This window comes from Pandoraea pulmonicola, from assembly GCF_000815105.2.
GTDB classification, from domain to species: Bacteria; Pseudomonadota; Gammaproteobacteria; order Burkholderiales; family Burkholderiaceae; genus Pandoraea; species Pandoraea pulmonicola.
On the sequence record NZ_CP010310.2, the window covers coordinates 4,698,862 to 4,715,726 of the forward strand.

The following is a 16,865-nucleotide window of genomic DNA, read 5'->3' on the forward strand; positions in this document are numbered from 1 at the left end:
AAGATATAAGTCTTATATAAGACATAAGACTGATATTCCGAATTATGCATTAACATGGCGGGGCTGACCAGAGTCGGGCTTCTGAACTGGCCTGTTGCGTCGGCAGTTTTCGATTTTCGTTCCACCGTATGACACTTCTCGCGCTTAACAAACCCTTCGGCACCATCTGCCAGTTCTCGCCGCACCCCACGCGTCCCACGCTCGCCGAGTGGGTGCGGCGCCCTGGCGTCTATCCCGCCGGCAGGCTCGATGCCGACAGCGAAGGACTGCTGCTGCTCACCGACGATGGACGCTTGCAGGCACGCATTGCGGAGCCGGAGCGCAAGTTGCCCAAGACCTATTGGGCGCAGGTCGAAGGGGCCTACGACGAGGCGGCGGTTGCCCGCCTGCGCGGGGGCCTGGACCTGGGCGACTTCGTCACGTTGCCGTGCGAGGCGCGCGAAATTGCCGAGCCGGATGGCCTGTGGTTGCGCGATCCGCCCATCCGCCACCGGGCGAATATCCCGACGCACTGGCTCGAAATCAAACTCGTCGAAGGCAAGAATCGGCAGGTCCGGCGCATGACCGCCGCCGTGGGCAAACCGACGCTGCGCCTGGTGCGCGTGGCAATCGGCCCGGTCGACGTCTTTTCGTTGAACCTCGCGCCGGGCCAGTGGTGCGAGCTTCCGCAACAAATATTTACATTTTCCAGTCAACGCAGCACGCGCTCCTCTCGTTGAGGGAACAGGTGCGCAACATAGGCACCACTAACCGAAACGAGGAAACCAAGTCATGAACAAACTGCTGCTCGCATTGACCGCCGGCCTGATTGTGTCCGGCGCCGCAATGGCCCAACAATCGGCGCCGGCCACGGCGCCTGTCGCACCGGCAGCGCCTGCAGCAGCAGGTCCGGCGGTGTCGGCACCGGCCGCTGCCGATCAGGCTGCTCCGGCGAAGAAGGCCACCAAGCACAAGAAGCATCACCACAGGAAGTCCGGCAAGAAGAGCGCGACCCAGCCGGCCACCGGTAACAAGCCGTAATACTTGTGCGCTGAAAAATCCGCGAGCGGGTTGTCAACCGATGTCCTGAACGGACGTTAAAGGAGATGACTCACTTCGCGGGTCAACGAGTACACCATCCAAACATCGAGCTCCAACGAGGAATCTCATGAAAAAACTGATCGCTGCCCTGGTCGCTGGCCTGTTCGCAACTGGCGTGTTCGCCCAAGCTTCGGCTCCGGCCGCTGACGCGGGTGCTGCTCCGGCCGCCGCAAGCAAGCCGGCTGCCAAGAAGAAGTCGTCGCATAAGAAGTCGCACAAGAAGTCGGCGAAGAAGGCTTCGGCTGCTGAAGCTCCGGCCGCTGCCAGCAAGTAAGTACCACGTCGCGCGGCTCGGCTGCGCAACGGACGGTGAAGCAGGTTGCCCATGCAACCTGCTTTTTTTTCGTCCCGCCGCTACAATGACTCGCCACTCATCTGACGTTCCCCCGATCTTCTCAGGAGTCCCCGTGATCCGGATTTCACGTCAGCTGGCCGCGCTCGCCGCCAGCGCCACGTTCAGCACCCTCGCCGCCTTCATGGCACTCTCCCCGGCTGCCGCCATCGCCCAGATCAAGCAGCCCGGGCAGTTCCCGACCGTCCAGCTCTCCGCCGGCATGTTTGTCATCAAGGCCGAAGTCGCCGCCAACGAGGCAGACCGCGAGCAGGGCCTGATGTACCGCACGACCATGCCGGCCAACGCCGGCATGCTCTTCGTCTTCGAACAACGTGCGGGCCACTGCTTCTGGATGAAGAACACGAACCTGCCGCTGTCGATTGCGTTTCTCGCCGACGATGGAACGATCGTGAACATCGAAGACATGGCCCCGCAGACCGAAGACAATCACTGCCCGCGTGCGGCGGTGCGTTATGCACTCGAAATGAATCAGGGCTGGTTCAAGAGCAAGAACATCGGCCCCGGCGCGAAAATCTCGGGCTTGCCGCGCTGATCGCCACTCATTCGCAGCGCAGCGCGAAGTCACCCAATGCATCGCGTTTAGCGCGCGCCGCTCGAAATTTCCAGCGCCGCCCCTAGCGAGCGCTCCAGGAAACGGTCCAGCAACCAGGGATCGAAGTGGCGTCCGCGCTCGCCGAGCATGGCGCCGACGATCTGCGTCGGGCTGAGCGCCGAGCGATACGGGCGGTGGCTTGCAAGCGCGTCGAACACATCCACCAGCGCGACGATGCGCCCCGCCAACGGAATCCGGTTGCCGGACAGCCCGTATGGATAGCCACCGCCGTCATAACGCTCGTGATGCGAGCGCGCCACCGTGGACGCCAACTCACACGCCGCACCGCCGATCGCACTGAGGACATCGGCGCCCAGTTGCGGGTGCATGCGCATCACGGCCATCTCTTCGTCGGTGAGTCTGCCGGGCTTCTCCAGAATTGCATTCGGAATGCAGAGCTTGCCGGTGTCGTGCAACGCGGCGGCAAGCCCGAGCGCTTGCGCCTTGACGGTGGACATGCCCAACGACTGCGCGAAGCGCCATGCGAGTGCGCCGACGCGCCACATATGCGTGGCCGTGCCGCCGCGCTTGTGCTCGGCGAGGCGAAACAGCGTCCAGGCGGCGGGCGGCAGACTGCGCATGAGACGCGCATCGGCGAGCCAGTACCGATGCGACTCGTCGTGCCGCACACCGATGCGGCCCGTCTCGGGAGGGAGGAAAAACGAGGGGGAAGTTGCGGAGGTGGCGCCGCACATTGGCGCCGGGTCTTCTGGCATACGTCGTTCGATGAGTTTGAAGCAAACACTCTAACGACGCGAGCTCGCACGAACGTTGACCGGGATCAACGCCGCCGCAGATGTCGGAGATCCGGCAACCGCTGAAAACAAGGAAGCCCACTGCATGCAGTGGGCTTCCTGCCTTGCCGCGCACGCCGGACGCTCGGGTTGGGCGTCAGACGTTGCTCCGGCGAAGTCCGGGCGATTCGATTACGCGAAGTTCTTCGCGGCGAATTCCCAGTTGACCAGTTTCCAGAATGCCTCGACGAACTTCGGACGGGCATTGCGGTAATCGATGTAGTAGGCGTGTTCCCACACGTCGATCGTGATCAGCGGCTTGTCCGTGCCGGTGAGCGGCGTGGCAGCGTTGCTGGTGTTCACGATGTCGACCGAACCGTCGGCCTTCTTCACGAGCCACGTCCAGCCCGAGCCGAAGTTGCCCACGGCCGACTTGGTGAAGGCTTCCTTGAAGGCGTCGTACGAACCGAACTTGGCGTCGATGGCCTTGGCCAGATCGCCGGTCGGCGCACCGCCGCCCTGCGGCGACAGGGTGTTCCAGAAGAACGTGTGGTTCCACACCTGTGCCGCGTTATTGAACACGCCGCCCGACGACTTCTTGATGATGTCTTCGAGGCTGGCGTTTTCGAATTCGGTGCCCTTGATCAGGTTGTTCAAGTTGGTCACATAGGCTTGGTGATGCTTGCCGTAGTGATACTCCATCGTTTCCTTGGAGATGGTCGGCGCCAGCGCATCGATGGCGTACGGCAGTTCAGGGAGCTTGTGTTCCATGGCAATTGTCCTTTGTGCTCTGAGGGGAACCCGATTTGCGTTATCCGGAGCCACCGATTCTATGGCAGATGGGAAAACCCCGCAAACCGCACGGTTACTCGTTTTACCGCACAGTACGCCACGTAGATGACGATTGTTTGTCGATCCCGGCAAATCGGCGCACGATGCATGCGATTTGCCGGGATCGTCGAATCGGGTCGCGCTAAAAAGTATCGTCTAGCCTGACCTGGACATCACCAATGCCCACGTCGGCGGCGCCGTCGGCCAGATGCATCGTGACCGACTGGCCGCGCTGCAGCTTGCGTGGATCGCGCACCGGCTGTCCGCGGCTGTCGAGCACGGCGGCGTAGCCGCGTTGGAGCGTGCGGCGCGGATTGAGGAGTTCGAGCTGTGCAGCGGCATCGCTCAGCCGTTGCGCGGATCGCTCGGCGCGGCGCGACATCGCCGTTTGCAGTCGCTGCGCGAGCAGCGCCACGCGCTCGTGCTGCGACGCGACATCGGGTACGGCGCGCGCCAGGCGCAACCGCAGCATGTCGAAACGGTTGCGCCGTTGTGCGAGTGGGCGCTCGAGCGCATGACGCATGCGATCGCCCAGGTGCGCCAGTTCGCCACGTTGACGGGCCAGGCGCTCGCGCGGCGAGACCAGGCCGCGCGCGAGACTGTCGAGTTGCTGCGCGCGTTGCTCCAGCAGCCGCCCCATGGCGCGCGTGAGACGCTGGCGTTCGCGATCGACTTCGCGCAGACACTCGTCGCGCGCCGCGCTGATCAGCTCAGCGGCGGCCGTCGGCGTCGGCGCTCTCACGTCGGCAACGAAGTCGGCGATGGTGAAATCGGTTTCATGCCCCACGCCCGAAACCACGGGCAGTTCGCTGCGCGCGATCGCGTGGGCCAGCACTTCCTCGTTGAACGCCCACAGGTCCTCGATGGAACCACCGCCGCGACACAGCAGGATCGCGTCCACTTCGCGGCGCGCGTTGGCCGTATCGAGGGCGGCCGCCAGACGCGACGCCGCATCGGCGCCCTGCACCGGCGCGGGATAAATCACGACCGCCACGTGCGGTGCGCGACGGGCCAGCGTCGTGAGGACGTCGCGCAATGCTGCCGCCTGCAACGACGTGACGACCCCGACGCGGCGCGCATATCGCGGCAATACGCGCTTGCGGGCGGCGTCGAACAATCCGGCGGCGGAGAGCTTTTCCTTCAAACGCAGGAAGGCTTCGTACAGATTGCCCTGCCCCGCGCGACGAATTGCCTCGACGTTGAGCTGCACCTCGCCGCGCGGCACATACATGGAGAGCAACGCGCGGACTTCGACGCGGTCGCCCTCCTTCGGCGAGAAGTCGGCATGCTGGGCGCGGCCGCGGAACATGACGCAGCGCATCTGCGCCTGCGCGTCCTTGATCGAGAAATACCAATGGCCGCTGGCCGCGCGCGTGAAGTTCGAAATTTCGCCGCTGACCCACGCCAACGGGAAACTCCGCTCGAGCACGCCGGCCACGGCCTTGTTCAGATCTGAAACACTCAGTACGCGGTCTGCACCACGATCGTGCCGAATGTCGTCAAAAGTTGAGTTCATGCGTGTGCGCTGACAAAAACCTGTCCACAGGCCCGCTAATTTACGGGTTTTCTCGGCCCGGCGCCGCATATTTCCTCGGCACCGACGCCAAACCCTTGATTTATCGGGCTCCCCGCCTAGGCTCACATCGACGGCAGGAAGCGAACTCGGGCCTGTGGGCAAGATATATTATCCACAGCCGACATGTACACATAGTTATCCACAGGCTGCGCGTGAGCGGTTGGGAAAGCTGAGCTTGCGGGGGTGTTCATTTCTGAAACGATGTGCTGCCCATTTTTTAATCACGAACTAAAATCCTCCGCAGCGTCAACGAGTTGCCGTACGTATCCAAAGGTTGTCCACATCCTTGTGCTCGTTCGGTGTGGAAAACGGTGCTTGCCCCATCCCCCCCTGCACGCTACAGTTCGGACTCGTTTGCCCATCCCCCGCAACAAGCAAGAGGTCGTCTTTGTTCGCCGTCATCCAGGCCGCCGGCTGGCCCATCTGGCCACTTCTCATCGCATCCGTCATCGCTCTCGCCCTGATCGTCGAGCGCGCCCTTTCGTTGCGCCGCGCCCGCGTACTGCCGAACGGCGTGCTCGAGAATGCGATCACCCTGGCCCGTCGCGGCAACACAAAGCACGAGGCCACCGAGGCCCTCGCGCAAGGCTCGATGCTCGGACGCGTGCTCGCGACCGGCGTGCGCTACGTCGCGCGCAACCCGCAGGGTCCGCGTGATGGTGCGAAGGAAGCGCTGGAGGAGACCGGACGCGCCGTTGCGCACGAACTCGAACGCTTCCTGCCGGCGCTGGGCACCATCGCATCGGTCGCGCCACTCATGGGCCTGTTCGGCACCGTGATCGGCATGATCGAGATCTTCGGTTCGCAGGACGCCACCGGCACCGACCCGGCGCAGCTCGCACACGGTATTTCGGTGGCACTCTACAATACGGGCTTCGGCCTGATGATCGCGATTCCCGCGATGATCTTCTATCGTTACTACCGCACGCGCGTCGATGCATTCCTGGTGGAGCTCGAAACGCAGGCGGTTCATTTCCTCGATGCCACGTTGCCGCGGCACTGACGCGAGAGACGCACGATGAATTTCCGTCGAGGCCTCTCCACACGCGATGAGCCCGAGATCAATCTGATCCCGCTCATCGACGTGCTGCTCGTGATCCTGATCTTCCTGATGGTCACCACGACCTATACGCGCTACACCGCGCTCAAGGTCAATCTGCCAACGGCCGACGCCGAGAAGGCCATCGTGCCGCCACGCCAGATCGTGGTGTCGGTCGGCGCCGACGGTAGCTATGCCATCGATCGTCACGCACTCGTACAGCGCGATGTCGCCGGCCTGGCCGCCGCGCTGCGCCAGGCGGCCGGACCGGCGAACGACGGGGCCGAAGCGCCAGTCGTCATCATCAACGCCGACGCCAAGAGCGCGCATCAATCGGTCATCAATGTGATGGAGGCGGCGCGCGAGGCGGGTTTGACGCGCCTGACCTTCTCGGCCCGTTCGACGGCGGCGCAAGGCGCCGCGAAGCCCTCGTCCCGATGACAGCCCCGGACGCCCCCAACGCCAGCGGCGCGCGCTCACGTGCGCTGGTGCCGCGCCTGTCCGGCGCGCTGGTGCACTGGGTGACGGCGCAATGGCAGCGGCGTGGGCTCGTCGCCTGGCTGCTGTGGCCGCTGTCGTGGGTCTTCGGCGCCGTCGCGGCCTGGCGGCGGATGCGTTTTCGTCGAGGCTGGAAGACGTCGACGCGGCTGCCGGTGCCGGTCGTCGTGGTGGGCAATCTCACCGTTGGTGGCACAGGCAAGACACCGACCGTCATCGCCCTCGTCGCCGCCCTGCGCAGCCACGGCTATACGCCGGGAGTCCTCTCGCGCGGCTACGGGGCAACGCTTTCCCGGCCGACGGAAGTCGGTGCCGACGCGCGTCCGGAAAACGTGGGCGACGAACCGTTGCTGATTGCGCGACGCACCGGCGCCCCGGTGTGGGTATGGCCGTCGCGCGTCGAAGGCGGGCAGGCGCTGCTCGCGGCACATCCGGAGTGCGACGTCATCGTGTGCGACGACGGCCTCCAGCACTATGCGCTCGCGCGCGACGTCGAGATCGCCGTGTTCGATCACCGGCTGGACGGCAACGGCTTCCTGATGCCGGCGGGGCCACTGCGCGAGCCGTTGTCACGCCGGCGCGACGTCAATCTCATCAACGATCCTTACGGCAAGACGCTGCCGGCCTGGCCGAACACATGGCGGCTGTCGCTAGCGCTCGGCGACGCCTGGTGTGTGAGCCAGCCGTCGCTCACCCGGCCACTCACGCACTTCGTCGGCCGGCGCGTGTTCGCGGCTGCCGGCATCGGCGCCCCCGAACGGTTCTTCGCGGCGTTGCGCGGTGCGGGGCTGGAGATCGAGACGCTGGCGCTGCCGGATCATTACGACTTCGCGGCCAGTCCGTTCGACGGCGTGACGGCCGATGCCATCCTGATCACCGAAAAGGATGCAGTAAAATGCCTGACCTGGTCGGACCCGCGCGTGTGGGCCGTGCCTGCCGAGGCGTTGCTCGATGCGCGCCTCGTATCACTGGTAGTGGAGAAATTGCGTGGATACCCGACTGTTTGAGATTCTCGTCTGCCCGCTGTGCAAGGGCCCCCTGGAATACGACAAGAAAGCCCAGGAACTGATTTGCCACGCCGACAAGCTCGCGTATCCGATCCGTGACGGCATTCCCGTCATGCTCGCGGATGAAGCCCGCCAGTCTGTCGAAGGCACGCCCGTCCCGCTGAACGACGACAAGTCCGCATCGTGAGCAAGCCGGTCCGCTCCGTCGACTTCGTCGCCGTGGTGCCTGCGCGCCTGGCGTCGACACGTCTGCCGAACAAGCCGCTCGCCGACATCGGCGGCAAGCCGATGGTGGTTCGCGTGGCGGAACGCGCGCGGGAGTCCGGCGCCCGTCAGATCGTGGTCGCCACCGATGCGCAGAGCGTGGCGGACGCCGTCTCCGCACACGGATTCGACGTCGCGCTGACGCGCGCCGATCATCCCACCGGCACCGACCGTCTTGCCGAAGTCGCCGTCCAGCAGGGATGGCCGGATGACACCATCGTGGTCAACATACAGGGCGACGAACCGCTCATCGATCCGCGACTGGTGCACGCCGTTGCCGCGCATCTGGCCGAGCATCCGGAGTGTGCGCTGTCAACCGCCGCACACCCGATCACCGACAACGCGGAGATCTTTTCGCCGAATGTCGTGAAGGTCGTGCTCGACGCCCACAGCCGCGCCCTGTATTTCTCCCGCGCCCCCATTCCCTGGTCGCGCGACGCGTGGTCCGCCGGTCTGCCCAGTGCGACGGCGCTGCCGGCACCCGCTGCGCCGATCTTCCGGCACATCGGGCTCTACGCCTACCGCGCCAAGTTCCTGCGTCACTACCCGAACCTGCCGCAAGCCCCGATCGAGACGGCCGAATCGCTCGAACAATTGCGCGCCATGTGGCACGGCGAGCGCATTGCGGTGCTCGTGACCGACGATGCCCCGTTGCCGGGCGTCGACACGGCCGAAGACCTCGAGCGCGTGCGGGCGTTGGTGCGTCGCTGAGTCTCACGCATTCGGCGGCCGGCGCGGGTCGCCGGACGCGTCCCGGAATTCATGCGCGGCGGGTCTGGCGACGCCCGCAAAACGCCGAGGGGTGGGTACGTCGTGGCATAATCGCTCTGATTCTCGCGAGCAGACCCCCGGTCGCACGCGATGCGCCCATGCCGAGCGCATCGTCTGCGCGCAGCACGGTTGAGCCGGCCACACGAGCCGAAACGGCTGCCGACATCCGGAGACGCACCTGCCTGCCGCACGCACAGCATTCACAAATCACAAACTTTCAGGAGTCATCGATGCGTCTGATTTTGTTGGGGGCACCCGGGGCCGGCAAGGGCACCCAAGCCACTTTCATCAAAGAAAAATTCGGCATCCCGCAAATCTCGACCGGCGACATGCTGCGCGCCGCGATCAAGGAAGGCACCCAGCTCGGCCTCGAAGCCAAGCGTTTCATGGACGCGGGCGACCTCGTCCCTGACGGCGTGATCATCGGCATGGTCCGTGAACGCCTGACCGCCGACGATTGCAAGAACGGCTATCTCTTCGACGGCTTTCCGCGCACCATCGCGCAGGCCGAAGCCATGAAGGATGCCGGCGTTGCCATCGACTTCGTGCTCGAAATCGACGTGCCGTTCGACGAGATCATTACGCGCATGAGCGGCCGCCGCACGCACCCGGCGTCGGGCCGCACCTATCACGTCAAGTTCAACCCGCCCAAGGTGGAAGGCAAGGACGACGTGACGGGCGAACCGCTCGTGCAACGTGACGACGACAAGGAAGAGACCGTCAAGAAGCGTCTCGCCGTGTACGAATCGCAAACCAAGCCGCTCGTCGCCTACTATTCGGATTGGGCGAAGCACGGCAGCGAAGGCGCGATCGTCGCCGCCCCGCAGTACCGCAAGATTTCGGGCCAGGGCAGCGTGGAGGACATCCGCGCGCGCGTGTTCGAAGCGCTGAAGTAAGCCGTCGCCGCGGCTCGGGTCCCGGCGCTGCACGCACCGCCCACGGCTCGGCCGACGTCGATGACGCCACGAAGAAGGCGGCCAGTTTGTACTGAGCCGCCTTTTTTGCCATAGGAGGACGACGCATGGAAATTCAGGGCAATGTGTTTCTGATCACCGGTGGCGCCTCGGGGCTCGGCGCCGCTGCCGCGCGCTGGCTCGCCGGTCTTGGCGCGACGGTCGTGCTCGCCGACGTCAATGTCGCGGAAGGCGAGGCGCTCGCCGAAAAACTCGGCGGGAAGTTCGTCAAATGCGATGTCACACGTGAAGACGATGGCAAAGCCGCCGTAGCCGCCGCCCAGGCGCTCGGCACACTGCGCGGCCTCGTCAACTGTGCCGGCATCGCCATCGGCAGCAAGACGGTCGGGCGCGACGGCCCTCACCCGCTCGACGCGTTTGCCCGCGTCATCCAGATCAACCTCATCGGCACGTTCAACATGATCCGGCTCGCCGCCACCGCGATGAGCCAGAGCGCGCCCAATGGCGAAGGCGAGCGCGGCGTGATCGTCAATACCGCCTCGGTCGCCGCGTACGACGGGCAGATGGGCCAAGCGGCTTACGCGGCGTCCAAGGGCGGCGTCGCCAGCCTGACGCTGCCGGTCGCGCGGGATCTATCGCGCAGTGGCATCCGCGTCATGACGATCGCGCCGGGCATCTTCGAAACGCCGATGATGCTCGCCATGCCCGCCGAAGTGCAGGCGTCACTCGGTCAGATGGTGCCGTTTCCGCCGCGGCTGGGCAAACCGTCGGAATACGCCATGCTCGTCGAGCAGATCGTGCGCAACCCCATGCTCAACGGCGAAGTCATCCGGCTCGACGGTGCGATCCGCATGCAACCGAAGTAGCCCCAAACATCGTTCCGGAGGACCTGTGGCAGGGCTCGCGCGGCGGCTCGCATCACGTTGACGCAACGCAACAAAATGTTGTTCCAAGTGTGACTACAATGGAATGCCGGTCGCCCCGCGCGACCGGATGGCCGCCGGCGTCGGCGCCGGCATCCCCCCATTCTCTCCGCCCCCGCGGCAGGAGGCTGGCATGAAATCACTGGCGCAACAGATGTCGTTCTACCAGCGCTATCACCGCAGTCCCAAGAATCGTCTGACCCATTTCTTCGGCGTTCCCATGATCATCCTGGCGGTGATGCAGGCATTTTCCTGGGTGCCGCTCGGCCCCAGCGGCCTGAATGCCACGCATGTGATCGTGCTGGTCCTGCTGATGTACTACTTCCTGCTCGACGTCCCCCTCGCCCTGGCCATGACCGCGTTCTTCGCGGTGCTGCTCGCCATCACCCAGCATCTCGCGAAGCTGCCGTGGCCCTGGGCGCTGACGGTCTTCGGGGTGCTGTTCGTCGGCGGCTGGATCATCCAGTTGATCGGCCATCACTTCGAAGGGCGCAAGCCTGCGCTGCTGGACAATCTCTTCCAGATCTTCATTGCGCCGATGTTTCTGATGGCGGAAGTCTTCTTCCACTTCGGCTACAAGCCGGGCTTGCAGCGCCGCGTGCAGGAACTGGCCGCGCAGTCCGCTTGACGTACCGATGCGGATGGCGAATTGGCAAACGCCCGATTCGCTGTCCCCAAAAACGAAACGCCAGCCGACAGGCTGGCGTTCTTCATTGCCGACGACGTCCGGGCCAACCGGGCCGTTGCCCGTTCGCTTCCCTCAGCCGTGGCTCCCCGGGCGGCGGCTCAGATCGTCGAGCACTTGCCGGATCGCGTCCGCATCTTCGGCGTCGGGTCGTTTGCCCAGGTAAAACTCCAGATCGTCCTGCGCTGGACGCACCAGTCCGAGCCGCGCGTACGCCAACCCGCGATCCCGCTTCTCGATCGGTTGATCGGGCAACACGAGCACCATGCGTTCCTGCACGGCCAGCAGCCGCTCCCACCGCTCGCTCTGCGTGTAGATGGCTCGCAGGTTGCGAAGCATCCGGGCGAGGATCTCGCGCGGTGTCGCGGGTTCGAGGAACGGATGCAGCAGCGCCCACAGCGCCAACTCCTGGATCGGCTCGGCACTTTCATCGCGGTAGTGCTTGAGATAGGGCTCGACCATTTCGAGGAGCCGTTGCGGCGAGAGCGAATGCCCGGAGATCGGATCGATGACCACGTCTCCCGCCGGCACCGCCAGCCGTAGCAGGAAGTGCCCCGGGAACGACAAGCCGCGCAACGGCAGCCCGATCTGATGACCGATTTCCATGCAGAGCACGGCCAACGAGATCGGAATGCCGCGACGCCGATCCAGCACCACGTGCAGGTGACTGTTGTCCGGGTCGTAGTAGTCGTTCTGATTGACGGTGAAACCGAGCTCGCGGAAGAAAAAGTGGTCGAGCAACTGCAACTTCTGCAACGGCCCGGCATCCGGCGGCAGACGCTTGGCCAGCCGCGCCGCGAGCGTGTCGATCTGGGTCAGCGTGTCCTGCACGTCGAGGTCCGGATAGACGTCCTGCGCAATTGCTATCGCGGCTTCGGTGAGCGGCAGCCCGTCATCGGAGGCCACCAGCGCAGCAAAGTACTCGAGAATTCGGTTCGCCATGCGGTATCCGTGGGTGTATTCCGTAGGTTATGCCGCGCCGGACGCTCACGAATGGGTACGTCGGCGGAAGAACGAGAAGTTGAAACCCATGAGAAATAATGCCCCGAAATACACTACGGCGCATAGCACCAGACTCGCGCCGAGCAGGGCGATACGCGAAAGCGGCCGTGCACCGAGCGCCACCCAGTCGAAGCTCTGGGTGAACCACAGCAGCACGCCGGCGAGAATCAGGCAGGCCGCGAGCAACTGCACGAAGAACAGACGCCAGCCGGGCGCCGGACGGTAAATACCGCGCTTGTACAACCCCACGAAAAGCAACACCGCGTTCATGCAAGCGCCCACGCCGATCGACAGCGACAAGCCGGCATGCGCGAACCAACGCACGAACAGCACGTTCGAGAGCTGCGTGGCGACGAGCACCACCACGGCAATCTTCACGGGCGTCTTGATGTCCTGCTTGGCATAGAAGCCTGGAGCCAGAATCTTGATGAGGATGAGGCCAACAAGCCCCACACCGTAGGCCGTCAGCGCATGTGCCGTCATCGTCACGTCGGTCGCGTCGAAGCGCCCGTACTGGTAGAGCGTGGCGGTCAGCGGCTCGGCGTACACGAACAGCCCCACCGCGCTCGGCATGGCCAGCAGGAACGTCAGACGCAGCCCCCAGTCGAGCAACGCCGAATACTCGGCAGCGTCGCCGTCGGCATGCGCCCGCGACAGGCTCGGCAGCAGAATGGTACCCAGCGCGACGCCAAGCAACGCCGTCGGAAACTCCATCAGACGGTCGGCATAGGCCAACCACGACACGCTGCCCTGCGCCAGGCGCGACGCAATGTTCGTATTGATGATCAGGCTGACCTGAGCGACCGACACGGCCAGCGTGGCGGGCACCATCTTGGCCAGCACGCGCTTCACCCCGGCATTGCGCAAGGCGGCGAGGACATTGAAGCGAATGCGCGGCAACATGCCGATGCGCGCCAGCGCGGGGAGCTGAATGACGAGTTGCAGCACGCCGCCGACGATCACGGCGTAGGCCAGCGCGTACACCGGTGTCTCGAGGTGGGGGGCGACCCACAGCGAGGCGACGATCGAGCTGACGTTGAGCAGCACCGGCGCAAACGCGGGCATCGAGAACTGTCGCCAGGTATTGAGCACCCCGGCAGCCAGCGTCGTGATCGAAATCAGGGTGATGTAGGGAAACATCACGCGTGTCATGAAGACGGCGGCGTCGAACGTGCCGTTCTCCCGCGAGAGCCCGGTGGCCACCGCGTAGACCACCGCGGACGCACCGAGCACCCCGGCGACCGTGATCGAGAGCAGCGTCCAGAACAGCACGGTCGTCACGGAATCGACGAGCGTCCTGGTCTCCTCGGGACTGCGCTGGGACTTGAATTCGGCCAGAATCGGAACGAATGCCTGCGAAAACGCCCCTTCTGCGGACAAGCGGCGCAGCAGATTGGGAATCCGGAACGCGACGTTGTAGGCATCGGTCATGGGACCCGCGCCGAACATGCGTGCGATGAGGATTTCACGGATCAGGCCGGTGATGCGCGAGAGCATCGTGAAACCGCTGACCGTAGCGAGAGCTTTGAGCAAATTCATGTTGCGCGTATTATACGCACAGCCCTGCTGCAAAGAAGTTGCAAATTCCGTTGGCCTTCGGCTATAATCGTCGGTTTCGAAGTCAATGGATTGCTTCCTGGCCACCGTGTCTCCCAGGGAGCCGAGCCAAACTGCATAGAAGCCGCATCAGGCGGAGCAATTCAAGGAATTCACCGAACATGGCAAATACCGCACAAGCACGCAAGCGCGCGCGTCAAACCGTTAAGATCAACGCCCACAATTCGGCGCTGCGTTCGCGCCTGCGCACGGCTGTGAAGGCTGTCCGCAAGGCCATCGCCGCCGGCGATCAGGCCGCTGCCAAGGAAGTGCTGCGCGCCTCGGCCAAGACGATCGACATCATCGCTGACAAGAAGATCGTCCACAAGAACACCGCGGCTCGCCAGAAGAGCCGTCTGTCGGCCGCCATCAAGGCGATGTCGGCTGCTGCCTAAGACAGCATTCGCTGCGAAGCAGAACAAGTTGCTTGCCGGTTCCGACCTCGGTCGGGACACTAAAAAGCCCGCTTACGCGGGCTTTTTTCTTTTCCGGATCCCACCCCAATGCCCGGACGACACAACGCCACAGCGCGCATGGCTCGTCAGCCAAAACAGGAAATCGGAAAACGACGGAGGAGGGGCGGACGATCGGGAGGAGACGACGGTGAGTCGGGGCCAAAGGCCCGGTACTCACGTCTGGCCGGAGAACGGCCGGGGGGATTTACTTGATATCGGGGACAATACAGGCTTCGGTCAACTGCAGATCGTTGTCACGGGCAAAGTTCATCACGAAATCGAAAGCCCTCGGCTCAATCTCGCGCAGTCGCTCGTCGACCACGACACACTTGACGTCACCCACCATAATCGGGCGCACGTAGGGGGAGTACTGCATGTATGCGTTCGGACCGGTGTTGCTTCGGCCACAGAACGACACGGCGCCGCACAGACGTTCCGCCCAGTCGCTCGGCCGGAACTTCTTGCCACCCCGGGTGATGCCCTGGATGAAATACTCGCGCGCGGAAACCTGGTCGGTCATATCGCTAAATCACCTAAAAAAACATCTGGCCGGTCATACGCTGGTAGCGTTGCCGACAGAGACAGTATTATATCTTATATAAGACTCGAACCTGTCCCCCACCAACGCTGCGGATGTTTTTTTCGGTCTTGCCAGCCCGTTGAGGCTGTGTAGCAGCGGCCTCGATCATACGCTTTTCGTGTGACGACAAAACGATTTGGTAGACTAGGCGCTGTTCCCCTGACGCCAGCAACCGGTAGAACACCTTCACGAGCCTGACCGGGGGACAGGCCTCAAGGCTTGTTCGTCGTGCCGCGGGCGGACGAGTTCCCATGGAACTCCCGTCACCCGGCCTCCAGCAGAACATCCAAATGACCACCGCCAAACCCATCAAGCATTACCTTCAGTTTTCGGACCTGACGCTCGACGAGTATGACTACGTGCTCGAGCGCACCCGCATCCTCAAGAAGAAATTCAAGAACTACGAGACCTACCACCCGCTGCACGACCGCACGCTGGCGATGATCTTCGAGAAGAGCTCGACCCGCACGCGCCTGTCGTTCGAAGCCGGCATTCACCAGTTGGGGGGGCACGCCGTATTCCTCAACACGCGCGACACGCAGCTCGGCCGCGGCGAGCCGATCGAAGACGCCGCACAGGTCATCTCGCGCATGACCGACATCATCATGATCCGCACGTTCGGTCAGGAAATCATCGAGCGCTTCGCGCAACACTCGCGCGTGCCGGTGATCAATGGGCTGACCAACGAATACCATCCGTGCCAGGTGCTGGCGGACATCTTCACCTACTACGAACACCGCGGCCCCATCAAGGGCAAGACGGTGACGTGGATCGGCGACGCGAACAACATGTCGTATACGTGGATCCAGGCCGCCGAGATTTTCGGCTTCCAGTTCAATATCTCGACGCCGCCGGGCTACCGCCTCGATCAGGCGATGGTGGCCGAATCGAGCCGTCCGTTCGTGCGCGAGTTCGACGATCCGCGCCAAGCGTGTGAAGGCGCCGATCTCGTGTCGACCGACGTCTGGACCAGCATGGGCTTCGAAGCGGAAAACGAAGCGCGCAAGGCCGCCTTCGCCCAATGGTGCGTGAACGCCGAGCTCATGCAGCGCGCCAAGTCCGATGCGCTCTTCATGCACTGCCTGCCCGCTCACCGTGGCGAGGAAGTCTCCGCGGACGTGATCGACGGCCCGCAGAGCGTGGTCTGGGACGAAGCCGAGAACCGCCTGCACGTGCAGAAGGCCCTCATGGAGTTTCTTATGCTCGGCCGCGTGTAAGCGCTCACCGAAGAACGTCCAATCCGCCAGCCCGGATCGGTGCAACGCCATCCGGGCTTACCTTTGCCCACTGTTTTGCATGCTGCTGTTTGCGCGTTGTTTCGCACGGCGCCCGCCCTCACGCCCCAAACGCATCTGCGCCCCACCGCAACAAACGTTCCGCTATCATCGCTGACGCGTTGCCGTCACGCATCGACGCACGCATCATGGCAGCACGCCGCCGTCCGACACCGCCGCCAGGACATTTCACAATTTGCACCACAACGGGGCAAATCTGTTGTGCAACGCACAAATTCCTGGCGAGTCGACGTTCGAAACGTGCTAGCATGAATTCACGCCTGCCCCGTCGGGGCGGGCATATCGAGTCTCTAACACAGCTCTTCATCGCGACTTCCATCGCTTTCGACACCGCATTCGGTCATGACGCAAAACGCTACGCAGTTCGACAACGTTTCCGTAATCAAGCGCGCTAACACCTATTTCGACGGCAAGTGCGTCTCGCACACCGTGCTGTTCCCGGATGGGACGCGCAAGACGCTGGGTGTGATCTTCCCGGCCACGCTGCAGTTCGGGACCGATGCCCCTGAAATCATGGAAGTCACGGGCGGCCGCTGCCGCATTCGCCTGGCCGGCCAGACCGAATGGCAGGAATACGCCACCGGTCAGCAATTCTCCGTGCCCGGTAACAGCAAGTTCGATATCGAGGTCGTCGAGACGCTCGATTACGTCTGCCACTACGGCTAACC

Annotated in this window: 21 protein-coding genes; 15 read left to right on the plus strand and 6 right to left on the minus strand. The window is 63.8% G+C overall.

The window, feature by feature from the left end:
* Window positions 1-128: 128 nt before the first annotated feature.
* The 4 genes from RO07_RS20050 to RO07_RS20065 all read left to right on the plus strand — a co-directional run bounded on the left by RO07_RS20050 (window position 129) and on the right by RO07_RS20065 (window position 1,967).
* Entirely contained in the window at window positions 129-719 is a 591-nt protein-coding gene (locus RO07_RS20050) for a pseudouridine synthase (RefSeq protein WP_039405181.1), read from the plus strand.
* A gap of 52 nt (window positions 720-771) precedes the next feature.
* On the plus strand, window positions 772-1,020 hold the full coding sequence (locus RO07_RS20055; RefSeq protein ID WP_039405184.1) for a hypothetical protein: 249 nt from the start codon (window positions 772-774) through the stop codon (window positions 1,018-1,020).
* A 127-nt stretch (window positions 1,021-1,147) separates the two neighbouring features.
* Window positions 1,148-1,354 carry a hypothetical protein gene (locus tag RO07_RS20060; protein ID WP_039405187.1) on the plus strand — a complete coding sequence of 69 codons (207 nt, stop codon included), beginning with the start codon at window positions 1,148-1,150 and terminating at the stop codon, window positions 1,352-1,354.
* Window positions 1,355-1,556: 202 nt separating this feature from the next.
* The gene (locus tag RO07_RS20065; RefSeq protein WP_115089317.1) at window positions 1,557-1,967 is read left to right on the plus strand and encodes a DUF192 domain-containing protein; all 411 of its coding nucleotides are present in this window, start codon (window positions 1,557-1,559) and stop codon (window positions 1,965-1,967) included.
* 47 nt (window positions 1,968-2,014) lie between these two features.
* Here RO07_RS20065 and RO07_RS20070 read toward each other — a convergent pair whose 3' ends face one another.
* The 3 genes from RO07_RS20070 to xseA form a co-directional block, all read right to left on the minus strand.
* On the minus strand, window positions 2,015-2,743 hold the full coding sequence (locus tag RO07_RS20070; RefSeq protein WP_084072722.1) for an HD-GYP domain-containing protein: 729 nt from the start codon (window positions 2,741-2,743) through the stop codon (window positions 2,015-2,017).
* Between the two features lie 210 nt (window positions 2,744-2,953).
* Window positions 2,954-3,532 carry a superoxide dismutase [Fe] gene (gene sodB, locus RO07_RS20075; RefSeq protein WP_039405190.1) on the minus strand — a complete coding sequence of 193 codons (579 nt, stop codon included), beginning with the start codon at window positions 3,530-3,532 and terminating at the stop codon, window positions 2,954-2,956.
* Window positions 3,533-3,734: 202 nt separating this feature from the next.
* Complete coding sequence (gene xseA / locus RO07_RS20080) at window positions 3,735-5,108, minus strand: exodeoxyribonuclease VII large subunit (RefSeq protein WP_039405193.1); 1,374 nt, start codon at window positions 5,106-5,108, stop codon at window positions 3,735-3,737.
* 448 nt (window positions 5,109-5,556) lie between these two features.
* Here xseA and RO07_RS20085 point away from each other — a divergent pair, with 448 nt between their 5' ends.
* The 8 genes from RO07_RS20085 to RO07_RS20120 all read left to right on the plus strand — a co-directional run bounded on the left by RO07_RS20085 (window position 5,557) and on the right by RO07_RS20120 (window position 11,212).
* Window positions 5,557-6,171: a MotA/TolQ/ExbB proton channel family protein gene (locus RO07_RS20085; RefSeq protein WP_039405196.1), complete on the plus strand. Its 615-nt coding sequence runs from the start codon at window positions 5,557-5,559 to the stop codon at window positions 6,169-6,171.
* Window positions 6,172-6,186: 15 nt separating this feature from the next.
* Window positions 6,187-6,648: an ExbD/TolR family protein gene (locus RO07_RS20090; protein WP_039405199.1), complete on the plus strand. Its 462-nt coding sequence runs from the start codon at window positions 6,187-6,189 to the stop codon at window positions 6,646-6,648.
* Between the two features lie 47 nt (window positions 6,649-6,695).
* Window positions 6,696-7,712 carry a tetraacyldisaccharide 4'-kinase gene (lpxK, locus tag RO07_RS20095; RefSeq protein ID WP_052267429.1) on the plus strand — a complete coding sequence of 339 codons (1,017 nt, stop codon included), beginning with the start codon at window positions 6,696-6,698 and terminating at the stop codon, window positions 7,710-7,712.
* The gene (locus RO07_RS20100; RefSeq protein ID WP_039405202.1) at window positions 7,693-7,899 is read left to right on the plus strand and encodes a Trm112 family protein; all 207 of its coding nucleotides are present in this window, start codon (window positions 7,693-7,695) and stop codon (window positions 7,897-7,899) included. The genes lpxK and RO07_RS20100 overlap by 20 nt, the downstream gene beginning before the upstream one ends.
* Window positions 7,896-8,687, plus strand: a complete 792-nt coding sequence (gene kdsB, locus RO07_RS20105) for a 3-deoxy-manno-octulosonate cytidylyltransferase (protein WP_039405205.1) — start codon at window positions 7,896-7,898, stop codon at window positions 8,685-8,687. The genes RO07_RS20100 and kdsB overlap by 4 nt, the downstream gene beginning before the upstream one ends.
* Window positions 8,688-8,977: 290 nt before the next feature.
* Complete coding sequence (gene adk / locus RO07_RS20110) at window positions 8,978-9,643, plus strand: adenylate kinase (protein WP_039405208.1); 666 nt, start codon at window positions 8,978-8,980, stop codon at window positions 9,641-9,643.
* Between the two features lie 125 nt (window positions 9,644-9,768).
* Window positions 9,769-10,527 (plus strand): SDR family NAD(P)-dependent oxidoreductase, encoded by a 759-nt coding sequence (locus tag RO07_RS20115; RefSeq protein WP_039405211.1) that lies wholly within the window; start codon window positions 9,769-9,771, stop codon window positions 10,525-10,527.
* Between the two features lie 190 nt (window positions 10,528-10,717).
* The gene (locus tag RO07_RS20120) at window positions 10,718-11,212 is read left to right on the plus strand and encodes an Mpo1 family 2-hydroxy fatty acid dioxygenase (RefSeq protein WP_039405213.1); all 495 of its coding nucleotides are present in this window, start codon (window positions 10,718-10,720) and stop codon (window positions 11,210-11,212) included.
* 132 nt (window positions 11,213-11,344) lie between these two features.
* On the opposite strand, the gene RO07_RS20125 is transcribed toward RO07_RS20120, so the two are convergent.
* Together RO07_RS20125 and murJ are read right to left on the minus strand one after the other, a co-directional pair.
* On the minus strand, window positions 11,345-12,211 hold the full coding sequence (locus RO07_RS20125; RefSeq protein WP_039405215.1) for a SirB1 family protein: 867 nt from the start codon (window positions 12,209-12,211) through the stop codon (window positions 11,345-11,347).
* Between the two features lie 45 nt (window positions 12,212-12,256).
* Window positions 12,257-13,810, minus strand: a complete 1,554-nt coding sequence (gene murJ / locus RO07_RS20130; RefSeq protein ID WP_039413018.1) for a murein biosynthesis integral membrane protein MurJ — start codon at window positions 13,808-13,810, stop codon at window positions 12,257-12,259.
* Between the two features lie 179 nt (window positions 13,811-13,989).
* Here murJ and rpsT point away from each other — a divergent pair, with 179 nt between their 5' ends.
* Window positions 13,990-14,262, plus strand: a complete 273-nt coding sequence (rpsT, locus tag RO07_RS20135; RefSeq protein WP_039405217.1) for a 30S ribosomal protein S20 — start codon at window positions 13,990-13,992, stop codon at window positions 14,260-14,262.
* 265 nt (window positions 14,263-14,527) lie between these two features.
* Here the strand turns inward: rpsT and RO07_RS20140 are convergent, their stop codons facing one another.
* Window positions 14,528-14,842, minus strand: coding sequence for a DUF3579 domain-containing protein (locus tag RO07_RS20140; RefSeq protein WP_039405219.1), 315 nt, complete (start codon window positions 14,840-14,842; stop codon window positions 14,528-14,530).
* A gap of 350 nt (window positions 14,843-15,192) precedes the next feature.
* Here RO07_RS20140 and argF point away from each other — a divergent pair, with 350 nt between their 5' ends.
* Both argF and ppnP read left to right on the plus strand, forming a co-directional pair.
* Complete coding sequence (argF, locus tag RO07_RS20145) at window positions 15,193-16,119, plus strand: ornithine carbamoyltransferase (protein WP_039413022.1); 927 nt, start codon at window positions 15,193-15,195, stop codon at window positions 16,117-16,119.
* Window positions 16,120-16,539: 420 nt separating this feature from the next.
* Window positions 16,540-16,863 (plus strand): pyrimidine/purine nucleoside phosphorylase, encoded by a 324-nt coding sequence (gene ppnP / locus RO07_RS20150; RefSeq protein WP_039405221.1) that lies wholly within the window; start codon window positions 16,540-16,542, stop codon window positions 16,861-16,863.
* Window positions 16,864-16,865: the final 2 nt, after the last annotated feature.

Coding starts and splice junctions, on each gene's coding strand:
- rpsT (WP_039405217.1), top strand. CDS start 13,990: ATGGCAAATACCGCACAAGCACGCAAGCGCGCGCGTCAAACCGTTAAG.
- RO07_RS20120 (WP_039405213.1), top strand. CDS start 10,718: ATGAAATCACTGGCGCAACAGATGTCGTTCTACCAGCGCTATCACCGC.
- xseA (WP_039405193.1), bottom strand. CDS start 5,108: ATGAACTCAACTTTTGACGACATTCGGCACGATCGTGGTGCAGACCGC.
- RO07_RS20050 (WP_039405181.1), top strand. CDS start 129: ATGACACTTCTCGCGCTTAACAAACCCTTCGGCACCATCTGCCAGTTC.
- adk (WP_039405208.1), top strand. CDS start 8,978: ATGCGTCTGATTTTGTTGGGGGCACCCGGGGCCGGCAAGGGCACCCAA.
- RO07_RS20070 (WP_084072722.1), bottom strand. CDS start 2,743: ATGCCAGAAGACCCGGCGCCAATGTGCGGCGCCACCTCCGCAACTTCC.
- RO07_RS20065 (WP_115089317.1), top strand. CDS start 1,557: ATGGCACTCTCCCCGGCTGCCGCCATCGCCCAGATCAAGCAGCCCGGG.
- ppnP (WP_039405221.1), top strand. CDS start 16,540: ATGACGCAAAACGCTACGCAGTTCGACAACGTTTCCGTAATCAAGCGC.
- RO07_RS20125 (WP_039405215.1), bottom strand. CDS start 12,211: ATGGCGAACCGAATTCTCGAGTACTTTGCTGCGCTGGTGGCCTCCGAT.
- RO07_RS20115 (WP_039405211.1), top strand. CDS start 9,769: ATGGAAATTCAGGGCAATGTGTTTCTGATCACCGGTGGCGCCTCGGGG.
- sodB (WP_039405190.1), bottom strand. CDS start 3,532: ATGGAACACAAGCTCCCTGAACTGCCGTACGCCATCGATGCGCTGGCG.
- RO07_RS20055 (WP_039405184.1), top strand. CDS start 772: ATGAACAAACTGCTGCTCGCATTGACCGCCGGCCTGATTGTGTCCGGC.
- RO07_RS20090 (WP_039405199.1), top strand. CDS start 6,187: ATGAATTTCCGTCGAGGCCTCTCCACACGCGATGAGCCCGAGATCAAT.
- argF (WP_039413022.1), top strand. CDS start 15,193: ATGACCACCGCCAAACCCATCAAGCATTACCTTCAGTTTTCGGACCTG.
- RO07_RS20140 (WP_039405219.1), bottom strand. CDS start 14,842: ATGACCGACCAGGTTTCCGCGCGCGAGTATTTCATCCAGGGCATCACC.
- murJ (WP_039413018.1), bottom strand. CDS start 13,810: ATGAATTTGCTCAAAGCTCTCGCTACGGTCAGCGGTTTCACGATGCTC.
- RO07_RS20060 (WP_039405187.1), top strand. CDS start 1,148: ATGAAAAAACTGATCGCTGCCCTGGTCGCTGGCCTGTTCGCAACTGGC.